This is a genomic window from Salinivibrio sp. SS2 (genome assembly GCF_001722075.1).
Classification (GTDB): Bacteria; Pseudomonadota; Gammaproteobacteria; order Enterobacterales; family Vibrionaceae; genus Salinivibrio; species Salinivibrio proteolyticus.
In genome coordinates, this window is record NZ_MEBP01000083.1 from 19,602 (window position 1) to 35,860 (window position 16,259).

At 51.8% G+C, this 16,259-nt stretch carries 13 protein-coding genes; 5 read left to right on the forward strand and 8 right to left on the reverse strand.

Translation table 11 applies throughout. The features are described 5' to 3' along the window. The first annotated feature begins 21 nt into the window (after positions 1-21). Both BGK46_RS09880 and BGK46_RS09885 read left to right on the forward strand, forming a co-directional pair. Positions 22-2,121, forward strand: coding sequence for a prolyl oligopeptidase family serine peptidase (locus BGK46_RS09880; protein WP_069588966.1), 2,100 nt, complete (start codon positions 22-24; stop codon positions 2,119-2,121). A gap of 114 nt (positions 2,122-2,235) precedes the next feature. Further along, positions 2,236-3,552 carry an MATE family efflux transporter gene (locus BGK46_RS09885; RefSeq protein ID WP_069588968.1) on the forward strand — a complete coding sequence of 439 codons (1,317 nt, stop codon included), beginning with the start codon at positions 2,236-2,238 and terminating at the stop codon, positions 3,550-3,552. A gap of 99 nt (positions 3,553-3,651) precedes the next feature. Here the strand turns inward: BGK46_RS09885 and BGK46_RS09890 are convergent, their stop codons facing one another. From BGK46_RS09890 to BGK46_RS09925, 8 genes are all read right to left on the reverse strand, one after another. Next, positions 3,652-4,755, reverse strand: coding sequence for a glycerophosphodiester phosphodiesterase (locus tag BGK46_RS09890; RefSeq protein WP_069588970.1), 1,104 nt, complete (start codon positions 4,753-4,755; stop codon positions 3,652-3,654). Between the two features lie 136 nt (positions 4,756-4,891). After that, positions 4,892-5,809: a phytanoyl-CoA dioxygenase family protein gene (locus BGK46_RS09895; RefSeq protein WP_069588972.1), complete on the reverse strand. Its 918-nt coding sequence runs from the start codon at positions 5,807-5,809 to the stop codon at positions 4,892-4,894. 207 nt (positions 5,810-6,016) lie between these two features. After that, on the reverse strand, positions 6,017-6,892 hold the full coding sequence (locus BGK46_RS09900) for an energy transducer TonB (RefSeq protein ID WP_069588973.1): 876 nt from the start codon (positions 6,890-6,892) through the stop codon (positions 6,017-6,019). After that, the gene (locus tag BGK46_RS09905) at positions 6,889-7,320 is read right to left on the reverse strand and encodes a biopolymer transporter ExbD (RefSeq protein ID WP_069588974.1); all 432 of its coding nucleotides are present in this window, start codon (positions 7,318-7,320) and stop codon (positions 6,889-6,891) included. Before BGK46_RS09905 ends, BGK46_RS09900 begins: the two co-directional genes overlap by 4 nt. 4 nt (positions 7,321-7,324) lie before the next feature. After that, complete coding sequence (gene exbB / locus BGK46_RS09910; RefSeq protein ID WP_084781384.1) at positions 7,325-8,161, reverse strand: tonB-system energizer ExbB; 837 nt, start codon at positions 8,159-8,161, stop codon at positions 7,325-7,327. An 88-nt stretch (positions 8,162-8,249) separates the two neighbouring features. Next, the gene (locus tag BGK46_RS09915) at positions 8,250-11,222 is read right to left on the reverse strand and encodes a TonB-dependent receptor (RefSeq protein ID WP_139130764.1); all 2,973 of its coding nucleotides are present in this window, start codon (positions 11,220-11,222) and stop codon (positions 8,250-8,252) included. Between the two features lie 79 nt (positions 11,223-11,301). Next, entirely contained in the window at positions 11,302-12,228 is a 927-nt protein-coding gene (locus BGK46_RS09920; protein ID WP_069588978.1) for a DUF4880 domain-containing protein, read from the reverse strand. A 3-nt stretch (positions 12,229-12,231) separates the two neighbouring features. Then, the gene (locus BGK46_RS09925; RefSeq protein ID WP_069588980.1) at positions 12,232-12,741 is read right to left on the reverse strand and encodes a sigma-70 family RNA polymerase sigma factor; all 510 of its coding nucleotides are present in this window, start codon (positions 12,739-12,741) and stop codon (positions 12,232-12,234) included. 310 nt (positions 12,742-13,051) lie between these two features. Here BGK46_RS09925 and gmk point away from each other — a divergent pair, with 310 nt between their 5' ends. The 3 genes from gmk to spoT all read left to right on the forward strand — a co-directional run bounded on the left by gmk (position 13,052) and on the right by spoT (position 16,199). Continuing rightward, positions 13,052-13,675, forward strand: a complete 624-nt coding sequence (gmk, locus tag BGK46_RS09930; protein ID WP_069588981.1) for a guanylate kinase — start codon at positions 13,052-13,054, stop codon at positions 13,673-13,675. A 118-nt stretch (positions 13,676-13,793) separates the two neighbouring features. After that, positions 13,794-14,066, forward strand: a complete 273-nt coding sequence (rpoZ, locus tag BGK46_RS09935) for a DNA-directed RNA polymerase subunit omega (RefSeq protein WP_069588983.1) — start codon at positions 13,794-13,796, stop codon at positions 14,064-14,066. 27 nt (positions 14,067-14,093) lie between these two features. Then, entirely contained in the window at positions 14,094-16,199 is a 2,106-nt protein-coding gene (spoT, locus tag BGK46_RS09940) for a bifunctional GTP diphosphokinase/guanosine-3',5'-bis pyrophosphate 3'-pyrophosphohydrolase (protein ID WP_069588984.1), read from the forward strand. The last annotated feature ends 60 nt before the right edge of the window (positions 16,200-16,259 follow it).

Consider the following 16,259-nt stretch of genomic DNA (forward strand, 5'->3'; position numbering starts at 1 on the left):
CTATTGAGAAGGAAAACGACAATGAAAACTCCCACACTCAGTGCCGCAGCGTTGGCCATGACCCTCGGCACAGCACACGGCGCTGATCACGCCGATCCCTTTTTATGGCTGGAAGAGGTTGAGAGCGAGCAAGCCCTTACTTGGGTAAAAAAACAGAATGCCTCGACAAACGACACGCTTACCCGCCACCCAAGTTACTCGACCTTCTACCAAGATAGCCTTGATGTATTAAATGCCACTGACCGTCTCGCCTATCCGTCTCGTCGTGGCGACTACTATTACAACTTTTGGCAGGATGATACCCATGTCAAAGGTCTCTATCGACGTACCACGCCCGATAGTTATGCGAAAGAAAAGCCTGAATGGGAAACCGTCATTGATGTCGATGCACTCGCTAAAGCAGAAGGTGAAGACTGGGTACTTAAGGGCGTCGATTGCTATGCACCTGCCTACCAACGCTGCATGGTAGCACTCTCGCGCGGTGGCGCCGACGCCACAGTTAAACGCGAATTCGACCTCACGACCAAACAATTTATTGCCGATGGCTTTTCACTCAGCGAGGCCAAAAGCGACATTACCTGGTTGGATAATGATCACTTACTCGTGGCAACGGATTTTGGTGAAGGAACATTGACAGATTCAGGCTATCCACGCCTCGTCAAAAAATGGCAACGCGGTACCTCACTCAAAGACGCACCTGTGGTTTATGAAGGGAGCCCTCGCTCCGTCTCCGTCGGTATGTTCACATTGCGAGATGCCCACTCAAGGGTGACACTCGTCCGTGAAGGCGAAACCTTTTATCGCCAACAAACATTCTGGCTCGACAAGAACACCCTACGCCCCCTCACTCTGCCCGCTGACAGTGAGATCCTCGGCTACTTTGAAGGCGCTTTGTTCTTCCAGCTCAAGTCAGACTTTCACCAAGGCGACACCCGTTTCCAACAGGGCAGTATCCTCTCTGCTGCGTTGACTGACCTAACGGCAGTACAGCCACACTATCAAGCATTTCTTGCTCCCGACACAAAAACCAGTATCGAGTCCGTTGATTTCACGGCACGCCATATCATTGTCAGCGAGCTGAATGATGTCAGTTCACGTATTCGCGTGTTGCATAAAGACGCCAAAGGGGATTGGCAACAAAAGCCTGTTGCACTCGAAGAAAACACCCATATGCGTGTATTCAACACCTCGCCAGAGCATGATGACTTTTTCGTTGACGTATCAAGCTTCTTAACGCCGCCTTCTATCTACCGGGTAGACGCTCAGTCGCATGAGACGCGACGTCTAAAATCAACGCCACCTAAATTTGACGCCAATGATTTAGTCGTCGAGCAACACTTTGCGACCTCTAAAGATGGCACACAAGTCCCCTACTTTTTGGTGGCCTCCAAAGCCTTAAAACGCGATGGTAAAAATCCAACCTTGTTGTACGGATACGGTGGCTTTGAAGTGAGTCTAACCCCCCACTACAGTGCGTTACTTGGTAAAAACTGGCTAGAAAAAGGTGGGGTTTATGTCCTCGCCAACATTCGCGGTGGCGGTGAGTATGGCCCTGCTTGGCACCTTGCGGCACTCAAACATCAAAGACACAAAGCCTACCAAGATTTTGAGGCCGTCGCAGAAGATGTGATTAACAAAAAAATCACCACACCTGCCCACCTTGGTATTCAAGGTGGCAGCAATGGTGGCCTGCTGGTCGGCGCTGCCGTGACACGTCGTCCAGAGCTCTATCAAGCCGTGGTTTGCCAGGTGCCATTGTTGGACATGAAACGTTTCAATAAGCTATTGGCGGGAGCCAGTTGGATGGCGGAATACGGCAATCCTGATACCGAAGCAGATTGGGCCTACCTTAAAACGTACTCGCCCTATCACAACCTCAGTCAGGATACAGCTTATCCTCGCGTGCTATTCACCACCTCAACCCGCGATGACAGAGTTCATCCTGCTCACGCACGTAAAATGGTGGCCAAAATGCAGGCGATGGGCCACGACGTTCTTTACTATGAAAACATGGAAGGGGGTCATGCGGGCGCCTCAAACAACGCGACCCGTGCTGCCATGTATGCCAGAACCTATACCTATCTCGCAAGCCAGCTGGCTTTACGCACCGATAGCGACTAATGTCCCTACAGGAAGAGGGTTGGTAATTTCCAGTAATCCTCTACAATTGGTTGGGTTATGCCGAGCATGTAGATGCTCGGTTTTTTTTCACCCTAATAACCCAAAGAGTGCCTGATGGAGTCTGTCTCTCGCGCAAAGCGCTTGTTTTCTACCACCCTGCCCATGCTATTCGGGGTGCTGTCACTGATGAGTTTTCAGTTAGTCGACAGTGCATTTATCGGCCAACTTGGGGTGCTTCCCCTTGCTGCGCAAGGCTTTACCTTGCCCATTCAAATGATCATTATCGGGATTCAGGTCGGGTTAGGTATTGCCACGACCGCGGTCATTTCACGCGCGCTCGGCGCGGATAAGTGCAATTACGCCAAGCAACTCGGCGGCTTAATCCTCCTTATGGGCACACTCGGTGTCGCGGGTTTCGCCTTGCTTTTGTATGCGCTACGTCACCCGATATTGATGCTACTCGATGCCCCTCAGAGCGTATTTCCGGTGATTGACAGTTATTGGATTATTTGGCTGGTCAGTGCTTGGGCGGGGGCGGTGCTGTATTTCTTTTACAGTATTGCGCGAGCCAACGGAAACACCTTGCTGCCCGGCTCCATGATGGTGGTCACCAGCCTGTTAAACTTGGTCCTCGATCCTGTGTTCATTTTCTGGCTCGATTGGGGCATAAATGGCGCTGCCGTCGCAACCCTGATCGCTTTTGGTAGCGGTGTGGTCATTGTCGCGCCACGGGTTATTCGCAAAGGTTGGATCTCGATGGCATGGCACGATTTAGACATTGCCAAAAGCGTCAAATCCATCGGCCATATTATGGGGCCGGCGATGATAAGTCAGCTGCTACCGCCCGTCTCGTCCATGCTGGCAACCAAGCTACTCGCCGGCTTTGGTCCTACGGCAGTTGCGGCATGGGCGCTGGGATCTCGCTTTGAATTTTTTGCGATTGTATCTGTGCTTGCACTAACCATGTCGATGCCACCTATGGTGGGTCGCTTATTGGGTAAAGGTGATCTCACCGAGATCCGTCATTTGGTGAAACTGGCCTGTCAGTTTGTCTTAGGCTTTCAATTGCTGATCGCTGTAGTGACCTGGTTTGCCGCCGATCCACTCGCCCAACTCATGACAAGCGATCAGCAAGTGACTGACATTTTGCATTGGCACCTGACCCTAGTACCGTTTAGCTTAGGCGCTTTGGGCGTGTGCATGTTGATGGTCTCCATTACTAATGCATTAGGCCGTTCATACACCGCCTTGACCATCTCCGCCCTTCGTCTGTTCGCATTTTTCTTGCCATGCTTATGGTTGGGCGCGCAAGTGGCTGAGTTATATGGCTTATTTGTGGGCGCTTTAGTCGGCAATATTCTCGCTGGCGCAGTGGCTTATGGTATGTATCGACGCGCAATGGCTAAGCTTATGACGCGCAAGCCCCTCTAAACTGACTCAACAGTCACCACTATCATCGACGAGATACCACTAAAAAGCCCGCCACAACAGGGCGGGCTTGTGAACACAATGCGCTTAGCGCATACGGGACTAATAACCCAGCTTGGTCAGTGTCGCTTGAATATCTTTGCCTTCACCGCCAGAGAGCGTTTTCACCGCAAGGTTAGGACGGTTGGTGAAAAAGCCATCCACACCACGGTCACGATAGCGCTCAAAATCTACAGCTTGATCCACGGTGTAAACATGCATCAGCAAGTCTTTCTCATGGCTCATCTCTACCATCCAAGGCGCTGCAAGCTCCATGTAGCTAAACTGGCTTGACCATGCATCATCGTGCTGCGTTTGGATAGTGGATGGACCCACACCGATCGCGCCATGCTGTTTGGCATAATCCAACCATTCTGCGTAGCCTTCTTTCGAAGCCACTTCTTGGCGCGCATAGTACTCGGCGTAAGACTCATCGTCTGCTTTCGGCGCACTGTCCTTGGTGGGAATGTAGCCATCACCCGCCCAAAGCAGCAAGATTTTTGGCACGGTTGGCATCACGCTTTGCAGCGTTTCAAGGCTCGATTTATTAAAAGTTTGTAGGATCACTTTGCCCTTGGCATCGTCATCTAGCCAGCCATGCTTGGTCAGATCGTCTTTCAAATCTTTCTCAATGCCTGGGAAGAACTCTGGCACCTTGGTCTCGATATACAGACCGGGCTGATGCGCACAGCCTTCAGCGATTTCACGCACTTGGTCTAAGGTGACAAGCTTCAAGCCACGGAAGCTTTCACGCGCGCGCTCTGGGTATGATTCATTAAACCAGCTACCCGCATCCAGTTTTTCCAGCTCTGCCCATGTAAAGGTATTGACCGGATCGTCGGCACGCTCAGGGTAGACCGTCTCGATATTAGTATTGCGCTTGAGGTTATCGTCATGCACAGCAATCAATTTGCCGTCTTTGGTGCGCTGCAGATCAAGCTCTAGGTAATCGGCACCCACTTCACACGCGAGCTGATACGCAGGCAGCGTGGACTCGGGGGCGTTGTAGGAATCACCACGGTGGGCAATAACGGCGTGATCGGCAATGCCAAGCTTTTCGCTAAGCGCACTGTCACTGGCTTGAACTGAAGAAGAGAAAGATAAGGCACTGGCCACACTCAGTGCGGCAACGGTCAAGCTCAGGGTCGCTTTTGATGTTGTATTCAACGGGTACTCCTTAATGTCGTTGAAATTGGCGAGATAATTAAACACTTGTTCAATTATCGAGACAGCATAGCAAAAGCCTGTTTTAAAGAGAAAACAAACTCAAAACGCCCACCGAAAAAGGTGGGCGTTAGCACGATTAAGAGGCCAGCGGCCAAAGTGACTCAACCGCCTGCAATGGGCGTTGGTCTGGGTTAGAGAGATAGTGCGGGCGTGGTGGTAAACCACTAAAGGGCGTCACTGGTTTATTCTCCACACTGTTATAGACAAACATTAAAATCGAGCGTGGATCATTGGCGATATTATCAGGTGAACCGTGCATTAAGTTGCAGTCATGGAACACCAAGGTGCCAGCTTTACCCGTGACGGAGGCAACGCCCTTATCATCGAGCAACGTCTCCATGGTCTCTGGTTTAGGCACGCCCAGCATTTGTTTTTTCAGCGACTGCTGATAGTTTTTCTCGCCGGTACTGCCTTCACAAGACACATAGTGATGATGCGAGCCGGGGATGACGTACAACGGCCCATTGTGCTCGGTGTTATCCGTGAGCATCAGCCAGACGGTAACCGCTCGCATCCGTGGCATTCCATCCTCAACGTGCCAAGTCTCGAAGTCAGAATGCCAAGGAAACGACTTACCTTTAAACGCCGGTTTAATATTGACGCGTGATTGCATCAAATACGCGTCCGAGCCCAAAATTTGTCGTACTTTATTGAGAATGCGCGGATCGCGCGAGAAGCGATCAATTAAGTCACTGTAGGCAAAGGGTTTAAAAATGGTGCGCAGCTCGTCGCTATCCGGCTCGGTATATAGCTCTTCATGGCCAGCCATATCATCACGTAGGCGGGTAACCTCGCGTTTAAGTGGTGCCACCATTTCCGGCATATAGTCATTCATCACCAAAAAGCCTTGGCGCTCAAACGTATCCAGCTCTTGCTGACTTAAGCTATGCGGTACCTTGGGTTGCACACGGCCGTAAACAACCGGATCTAAGCGTGGGGAAAGCGTTTCTTTACCATTGACGCGTGAGGGATATACATCGGCTATCGCTGCCATTATTGACACCTCCTTCATGTCATTCGTTTTCTGGTGATATCTTCTCTCTTTTTGGGGCCCCAAACGGGCATTGAGTGGAATACAGTTCCATATCGGGGCGACTCGATAGAAATCAACCCCGAAGCGAATTGCGGGAGCAGCCTAACAGGTTAGCAAGCGAGAGTGAACCTTTGTCATCGTGTTCACGAAAAAGCTATCCCCTTATTTTTACAGTGAAAAACGAACAGGAACAGTGACCGTTATTGTCAGTCCCGGCAAGGCATCTGGCGGCGTCGGCAACGGAGACGCACGCTGTACCAGCGCCTTAGCCTCTTCGTCCAAACTCTCAAAGTGGCTCGAGGTTTGGAGTTTGACCGATTGCACCTCGCCTTGGCGATTAACGGTAAAGGTAACCCGAGGCGAGCCTTGCTGCTTAAGTCGCCGAGCAAATCGAGGATAGCGCTTATAGTGCGCCAAATGCGCGTGAACCCGTCGCTGCCAATTCAACTTGGCAACCTTCCCCTTTACGGTTAGCTGTCCTTGCGCTGGGCCAGTCACTTTTTCACTGTGTGTTGGCGCGTCAACATGTTTCGGCGCCCTCGCCTCTTGCGCGACCGACGACGCACGTGACGTTTTGGGGCTTTCCTTTGGTTTAGGGCGAGGCTCAGTCATTTGCACCTTGTGGGTCTCAACCGTTTTTTTCGTCTCTACCGCTTTAGGCGGCTTCTTGGCAGGACGTGAGACAGACTGCGGTTGTTTTTGGACTTGCGCATTTTCTTTATCTTCAACCATAGGCGTCGCGTTTGGCGTCGGCATCACTTTTTCCGGCACCGTCTCAGATGCATGAGCAGGCTGACTGGCGCGTTGCGGTTTGCCCTCTTTCACATCGTGCTTTTCCACCTTTGGGGCAGACACGTCTGGTGCGATGACAGAAATAGCAATCGGCACCGCGGCGGGAGGCGGTGCGAGCGTGCGCGCCGGTGTCCAAAAGTACGCGATCGCCATCCCAAGGTGGAGACTGACGCTCACTGCCGCCCCCACCAACCAGCCTTTTCGCGTGCGGTCTAACTCAAAGCCTTGCGGCAACCCAGCCAATACCGTCATGAGGAACTCGATGCTGACTGCGCAATACCCACCAGCCCGACTTGCTGATAACCCGCTTGACTAAGCGTATTAATCACTTCCAACAGTGACTGATAAGGCAAGGTTTTATCGGCCCGCAAATATAAACGGGTTTGTTTGTTCGCCACCCATTGAGGCAACTTCTGACTGGCTTCCTCAAGGGAAAACGCAGGGTGCTCATCAACTTGCAACATTTGTCCAGAGCCTACAGACAAATACACAGGCTGACTGGGCGAGGCATTCGGCTTCGCCGAAGAGGTGGGTAAATCCACCGGCACGCTGACGGTTGCAAGCGGGGCCGCAACCATAAAAATGATCAATAACACCAACATTACATCGATAAATGGTGTCACATTGATCTCATGGTTTTCTTGTAGTTCATGGTCTGACGAGGAAAATTGAAAGCTCATCTCTCTACCCTGCCTGTCGCCACGCAAGTTCAGTTTGCGCATTGCAGTCACTGTCGAGATCACGGCTCACCAGCACCAAAATAGCCACCGCTAAATCCCCCATTTGAGCACGATACGCAGCCAATGCACGGGTAAAATAGTTGTAAACAATCACTGCTGGGATCGCCGCGACCAGGCCAAGAGCCGTTGCCAGTAGGGCTTCAGCAATCCCGGGGGCCACCACGGCTAAATTAGTCGTTTGCGTATGCGCAATGCCAATAAACGCATTCATGATCCCCCACACGGTACCAAACAGCCCCACAAAGGGAGCCACGGACCCGATCGATGCCAGCACCCCTGTGCCGCGATTCATCATGCTAGCCTGTGCCACCTGTACCCGCTCCAACCGTGCTTGTACCCGCTCTTTAACGCCTTGACTGACTGCATCTACTTGTTCGGATAGGGCAAGCTCGGTTTGCGCCGCACTAAGAAACGCCAGCCCAGTGCCCTGATGACACGATGCCGCCGCTTTGGCCGCCGCAAAGCTTTCAGCGTGAGCGCAAAGTGACACCAGTGGCGCTAAGCGGCGACGCGCACGACCGAGTTGCCACTGCTTAGTGACGAGCACAGCCCATGTCACGCCTGAAGCCGCCAGCAATATCAGCATGACCGCTTTAACGATAGGATCCGCAGCCTGATACATACCGAGCGGAGACAGTGCATCAACGGACAAATGGGTGGCCTGCGAGCCTGAAGCGGTCACCACTGACCCGCTCTCCGCAGGTGCCGTGGATTCACTCGCCTGCACATGCACCGTGATGACCAAGAGCCACAGGCCCAGTCCTATCCAATATCGCTTCATTTTGAGTCCTTATTATCCATGCGTAATACGCCATATCGGTTATCTACCCGCTATACCGAACGAATAACGAAAACCCGTAACCGCGTCGTTAAAATTTTGCTTTTAGCATCAATTTAATAGTGCGCCCTGGCGCCGGTACACTGGAACGCACCAGTGGGTCAATGTGGTAGACATCGGTTAAATTGGTCCCTACGACTTCAAGCGCGATGTGGCGTGATAGCTGGTAATTGGCAAATGCATCAAACGTTAAGGTATCGTCGCGCTGGACCACCTCATCTGACTTGGCTTTGGCAAGGTACGCGCCTTTGATCCCAGCTTCTAACTGACGATTGAAAAAGCGATGGCCCAGTTGCAGCGACGTCGACCACGCTGGGGGGACTTGCGATTCTAAATATCCGCCAGGAAAACCGCCAAACAGACAATTGCGATAGTATTCTGGCTCGTCGGGGCGATAACGTGTGACGACGGAGCTCTCATCACAGACTTGATTGGTGAGCATGTAAGCGCCATTTAAATCGGCAAACCAATCACCATCATCGTAGTTCGCTTGCAGCTCCAACCCTGCCAGCGTCTGCGAATCAATATTGCTAAAGCGCAGCATGTCATCTCGCTCAATCACGTTTTCAGTGAGGTGGTGAAAGTAAGCCAGTTTCAGATCACCGCGAGTAAAATGATGAATGTAGCCTAACTCGTGATTCACCGTTGCTTCGGGTTTGAGGCTGGTATACGCATTATTTAACGCGGAAAAGCTAAGTGTACTTTCAAAGAGGCTTGGAAAACGCAACATTTGGCTGTAGCGGTAGTAAATACGGTCTTGTGGCGTGGGAGAAAATGCCACGGAGGCAAACGGTGACCAACCCTGCCCGTGATCGTGTGTTTTGGGACGCATGTTCACTTTGGTATTCAATTGATTGGTCGCACGACACGTCCCTTCAATGTAGTTGTCGGGTAATAGTCCGTTCGCGGGGTCACAGGGGTTTTGCGCACGGCTATATTTACCGTTTCCATCGTGTAACCAAGCTTGTGTGCGCTCTTCAATTTGACCTTCTTCGCGCAGCTTGGCTTCTTCTTCAGCAAGGTCAGCCAATATCTGGCTCTCAGGGAACCCAAAATCCTCCAGCATTCTACGATAACTGTCCAGTATCGCCTGAATTTCAGCCTCACTCAAGAACACCCGCACTTTATAGCTGGCTTCAAGCCCCGGCGAGACAGCCTGCTGCGTGAACAGGGTATCTCCCCCTTCGGCTTGGCGCGCGGCAAGGAAGTCATCTTTAACATCAAAGCCTTGAAACTTCACACCAGCGTTAAGCGTCCATTGGGTATGTGGCTGCCAAGTGGCTTGTAAGCTGACATCAAATTCTTGATAGGTCCCTTCTTGTGGAAAGTGCACCCAACCATCGGCTTTGTTCGCATCATAAGTGTCATCAGAACGTTGCTCTCGGTATTGATATCGTCCTGCGGCAGTCATAGATAAGGTGTCACTGAACGCCATGGCATTGCTGATATTCACGCCAATACGGCTATCTTTTGCATTGGACGCAGCAGTATTGCGCAACAGGGTGCTGTAGCCCGGCAACAGGTCATGGTTATTGGCATAGTTAGGAAACCCACCTCGGGTATTGGTATCGCTGACCGTGTAGGTGGTCCATAACTTGGCCGTTAAATCAATCCAAGGGTCCTTTGGCGACCAGTGATAATCAAGGTTGTAAGCTTGCGCTCGCACGCGGCTAAGTGGCCATTGCGCCATTTTATTGCCATCGACTAAGTCACCAGAGCGGCTCGCCATGATTTCACCATACTCGGCATCGGTGTAGCGCGCGCCAAGGCTCAATTGCTGCGCGCCCTCGAAAAGGAATGTACTTTTCAGCAACACAGATTCGGTTTCGCTGGACGTGTTAGGAATTTCCGCGCCCGGCAGATGGCGCAGTGCCAAGGTCTCTGGGTCGACCTTGGTCATATAAGCTTCTTTCGAATCGCCGCTTTTGTAAAAACCACTATCATGTTTGCCACCATAATAATTGCCTTTATAGCGATAAGCGTAAGCAGCCAACCATTCCATGCTTTCGTCTCGTTTCGCCAGCGCAAGACGGTAAGCATAGTCATCCCCCGAGAAAGGATTGTTGTTCTTGTTGTGGCTCATCGGCTGCCAAAGCGAAGGATCGGCGTAAGGATATTGGGGTGTGGACGGAAACCCGTCGACGTCTCGATAATCTTGCCCTGTGTATAAGGTCCCTAACGTGGGCGCAACCGCATTGTTGCTACCTTCAATCAAGAACTCACCGCCAAAGTCTTTTCCCGGCAGCAAAATATCTTGTGCAGAGAGGGTGTTGACGACCACCGCGCCGCCTGTGGATGTTTTGACATTCGCCACAGTATTGGGGCCTTTGATCACCTGCACACCACCAATTAAGTTGGGATCAATGTAGCTGCGATTCGAGACACCACGATAGCCACGCCAGACAGTCAGCCCTTGCTCTGTACCATCAATGAGGACAGGCACACGACCCGGCCCTTGAACACCTCGAATATTTGGATCAATGCCTCCGCCGTTGCGCGCATCGCCACTGTACACATTGGGCATACCTTTAAAGAGATCAGCCGCATCTTTACCTTTATATCGCTCAACCTCTTTTTTGCCCGCGTACACCGTTGACCGGTTGTCATCGTAAACAGCATATTTACCCGCTTCATCGCGACTAATCTCTCCTTCCGAAAACGACACATCTAGGGTATCGAGTGTCAGCGACTCTGTGCTGTCGGTAATTTGATAGCTGCCATCGGCTTGTCGGTGTGCCGTCAACCCCGTACTGGTCAGCAGGGTGTTGAGGCCTTGCTCTGGAGTAAACTGTCCATCGAGCCCCGCACTGTAAAAACCTTCGGACAAACGCGCATCCAGATGAAATTCGATACCCGATGCCAGCGCAAAGGCTTTTAATACCGCATCAAGCTCTCCGGCGGGGATCTGGTAGGTATTTACCGTGTCGGTTTGGGCATAAACGGGGGAATAAAAAGGCACGCCCAAGGTTAACGATAGACACAATATCGATGACTGCAGTTTCACAATACGGCTCCACTTAAGTGAATTAACTAACCGATACACCGAACGAAGGCGTGGGATCCGTAAAGATGAGTGTCATTTTTTATTGGGCTGGAATAATTTGCACCCAGAGCGCAGTGCGAAAGCGCAGGGCAATAGGCAGAATGGTTTCTAAATGCGCCAGCGTTTGCTGGATATTACGGGTGGAAAATACCCCCGTCACGGTTAGATCATTCAGTTGCGCATCTAAGCGCAACCAGCCTGAGAAATACCGTGAGAGCTCTTCAACTAGCGTCGAAAGCGGCATGCGTTCAGCCACGAGTTTTTGCTCCAACCAGCTCACCGCGTGAGTTTCTAAAGGCGCAAGATGCTGCACCTTATTGTCCGTGCATTGCACCGAATGCCCGGCGGGAATGTAACGCCGTTGACCCTGATACGGCTGAATACGCGCATTGGTCGATAACAATTGTATGGCACTGAAGCGCGTGAACTGGCGCACCGCAAGCTGGCCTTGCTCCTCAACCCACACCTGACCGTGGGCGGTGAGAACCGATAAAGGCGATGCCGCTTCGAACAGCACTTCACCGCGCTCAAGGAAAATCTGTTTTTTCCCGCCTTGATAATCGACCCACACCCGCGAGTCTGTGTTTAACGCGACACGACTCTGATCCGGCAAGGTGAACTGTTTGAGCTCCCCGACTCGGCTTGCCAAGGCAACGCCCTGTTCGTAACGATGCGCATTAGAGCGCCATGCCAATAAGCACCCTGCGCCAATACCAATGCCACCAAGCATCAAAAACCGCCGGCGCGACAGGCCACTTTGTCGCAATAAGACCGAATGATGTCCCGAGACATCCTGAAGCTGGGATTGCACACCTTCCAGCGCTTGCCATGCCTTTTCATGATGAGGGTGAGCACGTCGCCACTGTGATAGCGCCTGTTTATCCTGCTCAGACACATCGTCCGCCCACATACGAGCCATCCATTGTGCCGCTTGTTCAACCACGTGAGGCGATAAAGATGACATCATGAATCACTCTTGTGCAGCGAGTACACAGGTCGCCAGTGCCTTGGCGACATACTTCTCTACCGAGGAAATCGAGACAGAAAGCGCCTTTGCGATGTCTTTATAGCTCATTCCCTCTAGCTGGCGCATCAGCAAAGCCTGCCGCACCTTGACCGGTAAATGTCCTAATAACGCATCAACCGCCACCAAGGCTTCCATGGTTTGTTGATGTTGCTCGGGCGAGCTGGCCATGCGTTCCGGCTGCGCTTGCAGATAGTCTAAGTAAGCTTGCTCAACGCGACGACGGCGATACCAATCGACGATCAAGCCTTTGGCGATATGAGTAAGGTAAGCACGCGCACTGTCTGTATCAGGCAAACGGCCAGAGTTAAGCAAACGCAAATAGGTATCTTGCACTAAGTCTGCCGACGTTGACGGGCATCCCATCCGTCGCTGAATAAAGCCCGAAAGCCAGCGCTGATGTGACACATACAGCGAGGTAACACCCTGATGTAACGCCTGCTGACTCCCTATCATTGAATGTGCTCCCTACACCAAAATCGACCACTCAATACAAACGCTAACAATTATCATTAATAATTGCGTATATGCAAGCATGTTCTAGACAGAGCCATGCTTTATCGACTCAGCGCACAGTTTGTGTCACACCGGCAATCGCGCACACATGTATCGAGTCAGTAAGTTCACGCTCTAGCGTTCAAATCCCCGCCGGTTCGTGCTAACCTGCGCGCCTCCCATCGGGAGACTACTATCTATTCGTCGATCTCCGTCAATACGATTGCGCTATGCTTTGGTATTGGCATCAGCCGGTTAAAGTGATCAATCCATGAGTCAAGGTACGCTTTATATTGTTTCTGCCCCGAGCGGTGCAGGCAAATCAAGCCTGATTTCAGCACTGCTGAATGACAACCCACGCTATGACATGAAAGTGTCGGTTTCACACACCACACGCGCTATGCGTCCCGGTGAAGAAAACGGCGTGCATTACCATTTTGTCGCAGTAGAAGAATTCAAGGCCTTAATTGATCAAGGCGCCTTTTTGGAACACGCAGAAGTCTTTGGCAACTATTACGGGACATCGCGCGTATGGATTGAAGAGATGCTTAATAAAGGCATCGACATCTTTTTGGACATTGATTGGCAAGGGGCGCAGCAAATTCGTCAACAGATGCCGAACAGTAAAAGCATCTTTATTTTGCCGCCTAGCCGCGAAGAGTTAGAGCGCCGTCTCACCGCTCGCGGCCAAGATAGCGAAGAGGTGATCGCCAAACGCATGCAAGAAGCACGTTCAGAGATCTCTCACTATGCTGAATATGACTATTTGATCATTAATGATGACTTTGATGTCGCATTAATGGATCTTAAAGCGATCCTCCGTGCAGAGCGGATGCGTCAGCCTAAACAAGCCAGCAAATATCATGCAATGATTGACGACTTGCTGGCCGACTAATCATGAATATTGGCGTTTGTTCGATTGCAGCGCACCCAGTGCTAGCAATGGACGGCCGCCTTTTGTATAATTTTCGGTCATTTTTAAGACCTGTTTATCACTACAGCTGGAGTCCTTCATGGCACGCGTAACTGTTCAAGACGCCGTTGAAAAAATTGGTAACCGTTTCGATCTCGTTCTGGTTGCGGCCCGCCGCGCCCGCCAAATGCAAACGGGTGGTAAAGATCCTCTAGTACCAGAAGAAAATGACAAGTACACCGTGATCTCACTGCGTGAGATCGAAGAAGGACTGATCAACAAAGAAGTGCTAGACGCGCGTGAGCGTCAAGAAAAGCAGGAGCAAGAAGCTGCCGAAATGGCCGCTGTTAGCACCATTTCTGGTCACCGTTAATCGCGTCATCATCAGGGAACAGGCCGTTTGTACCTCTTTGATAGCCTGAAAGAAGTCGCGAACCAATACTTGCCGGAATCGCAGCTTGAAGCGCTCCGGCAAGCGTATCTGGTTGCGCGCGATGCCCATGACGGGCAAACCCGCTCCACCGGTGAGCCCTACATCATCCACCCCATCGCCGTTGCGCGGATCCTCGCAGAAATGCGCTTGGACTGCGAAACCTTAATGGCGGCGTTGCTGCACGATGTGATTGAAGACACAGACGTGACCAAAGAGGATCTGCAACAACGCTTTGGTGATGTGGTTGCGGATCTGGTGGATGGCGTTTCCAAGCTCGACAAGCTCAAGTTTCGCGATCGCAAAGAAGCGCAGGCGGAAAACTTCCGCAAAATGGTCATGGCCATGGCCCATGACATTCGCGTCATTCTGATTAAGCTCAGCGACCGTACCCATAATATGCGTACCTTGGGTGCCCTGCGCCCCGATAAACGTCGCCGTATTGCCCGCGAAACACTGGAAATTTTTGCCCCACTCGCTCACCGCCTCGGTATTCACAATATTAAAGTGGAGCTCGAAGAGCTCGGCTTTGAAGCGCTCTACCCCAACCGCTATCGCGTCCTCAAAAAAGTGATTGCGCAAGCGCGGGGCAACCGCAAAGAAATGATCCAAAAGATCCATGCGGAAATCGAAGGCCGCTTGGAAGATGCCGGGATCAACGCGCGCGTGCTTGGCCGAGAGAAGAACCTTTATTCCATCTATAACAAGATGAAGAATAAAGAGCAGCGCTTTCATACCATTATGGATTTGTATGCCTTTCGCGTGATCGTCGACGATCTCGACACCTGTTACCGCGTCTTAGGGCAAATGCATAATTTGTATAAACCACGTCCCGGCCGCTTGAAAGATTACATTGCCGTGCCGAAGGCGAACGGTTATCAATCACTGCATACGTCAATGATTGGTCCGCATGGTGTGCCAGTTGAAGTGCAAATTCGCACTGAAGACATGGACCAGATGGCGGACAAAGGGGTCGCTGCGCACTGGGCGTATAAGAGCGGCGCCGAACGTCCATCCGGTACCACGGCACAAAAACGTGCTCAGCGCTGGATGCAAAACTTGATTGAGCTGCAGCAAAGCGCGGGGAACTCCTTCGAGTTTATCGAAAGCGTTAAATCCGATCTTTTCCCCGATGAGCTGTATGTCTTTACCCCGAAAGGGCGTATCGTCGAGCTTCCTGTGGGCGCCACGGCCGTTGACTTTGCCTATGCGGTTCATACCGATGTGGGTAACACCTGTGTCGGCGCGCGAGTCAATCGTCAACCGTATCCGCTAAGCCAACCACTGAAAAACGGCCAAACCATTGAGATCATTACCGCACCGGGCGCTCGCCCGAATGCCGCATGGCTCAATTATGTGGTGACCGCTCGGGCACGGACCAAGATCCGTCAAGTGCTCAAAACCATGCGCCGTGAAGAATCAGTCACATTGGGACGTCGTTTGCTCAACCATGCGCTGGGTGAGAAGAACCTACCCGATGTCGATCCTGACCGCCTCAATGCGATTTTGACCGACCTGAAGCTAGAAAGCAGCGATGATTTGCTCGCCGCGATCGGCTTGGGTGAGTTAATGAGTGTCGTGATCGCTCGCCGCCTGCTGGACGATGAAAACACGGACGCGGAACCTTCGGACGGGAAAATGCCTATCCGTGGCGCAGATGGTATCTTGGTCACTTATGCCAACTGTTGCCGCCCTATTCCGGGCGATCCGATTATCGCGCACGTCAGCCCCGGTAAAGGCTTGGTGATCCACCGTGAAACCTGCTCAAACATTCGCGGCTACCGTCAAGAGCCGGATAAATATATGCCTGTTGAGTGGGCAGACGATTTCGATCAGGAGTTCAGTACTCGTCTACGCGTGGATATGCAGAACCATCAAGGGGCGCTAGCGGATTTAACCAACACCATCGCCGCGACGGGATCGAATATTCAGGGACTGACGACCGAAGAAAAAGATGGCCGCTTGTACACCATCTTTGTTCGCCTCACCACCACAGACAGGGTTCACCTTGCCAATATTATGCGCCGCATTCGTGTGATGCCAAACGTGGTCAAGGTCAGCCGTCAAAAGAACTAGCCATGTTGCCATTTCGTGCTCAGGCTATCACTCGCCCGCCTTTTGGTGGGCGAGTTTGTT

What these genes read in the sequence shown, in the direction of transcription:
- BGK46_RS09880 (WP_069588966.1), top strand. Translation starts at nt 22, where the DNA reads ATGAAAACTCCCACACTCAGTGCCGCAGCGTTGGCCATGACCCTCGGC.
- BGK46_RS09895 (WP_069588972.1), bottom strand. Translation starts at nt 5,809, where the DNA reads ATGGCAGCGATAGCCGATGTATATCCCTCACGCGTCAATGGTAAAGAA.
- BGK46_RS09885 (WP_069588968.1), top strand. Translation starts at nt 2,236, where the DNA reads ATGGAGTCTGTCTCTCGCGCAAAGCGCTTGTTTTCTACCACCCTGCCC.
- BGK46_RS09925 (WP_069588980.1), bottom strand. Translation starts at nt 12,741, where the DNA reads ATGATAGGGAGTCAGCAGGCGTTACATCAGGGTGTTACCTCGCTGTAT.
- gmk (WP_069588981.1), top strand. Translation starts at nt 13,052, where the DNA reads ATGAGTCAAGGTACGCTTTATATTGTTTCTGCCCCGAGCGGTGCAGGC.
- BGK46_RS09905 (WP_069588974.1), bottom strand. Translation starts at nt 7,320, where the DNA reads ATGAGCTTTCAATTTTCCTCGTCAGACCATGAACTACAAGAAAACCAT.
- exbB (WP_084781384.1), bottom strand. Translation starts at nt 8,161, where the DNA reads ATGAAGCGATATTGGATAGGACTGGGCCTGTGGCTCTTGGTCATCACG.
- BGK46_RS09900 (WP_069588973.1), bottom strand. Translation starts at nt 6,892, where the DNA reads ATGACGGTATTGGCTGGGTTGCCGCAAGGCTTTGAGTTAGACCGCACG.
- BGK46_RS09920 (WP_069588978.1), bottom strand. Translation starts at nt 12,228, where the DNA reads ATGATGTCATCTTTATCGCCTCACGTGGTTGAACAAGCGGCACAATGG.
- rpoZ (WP_069588983.1), top strand. Translation starts at nt 13,794, where the DNA reads ATGGCACGCGTAACTGTTCAAGACGCCGTTGAAAAAATTGGTAACCGT.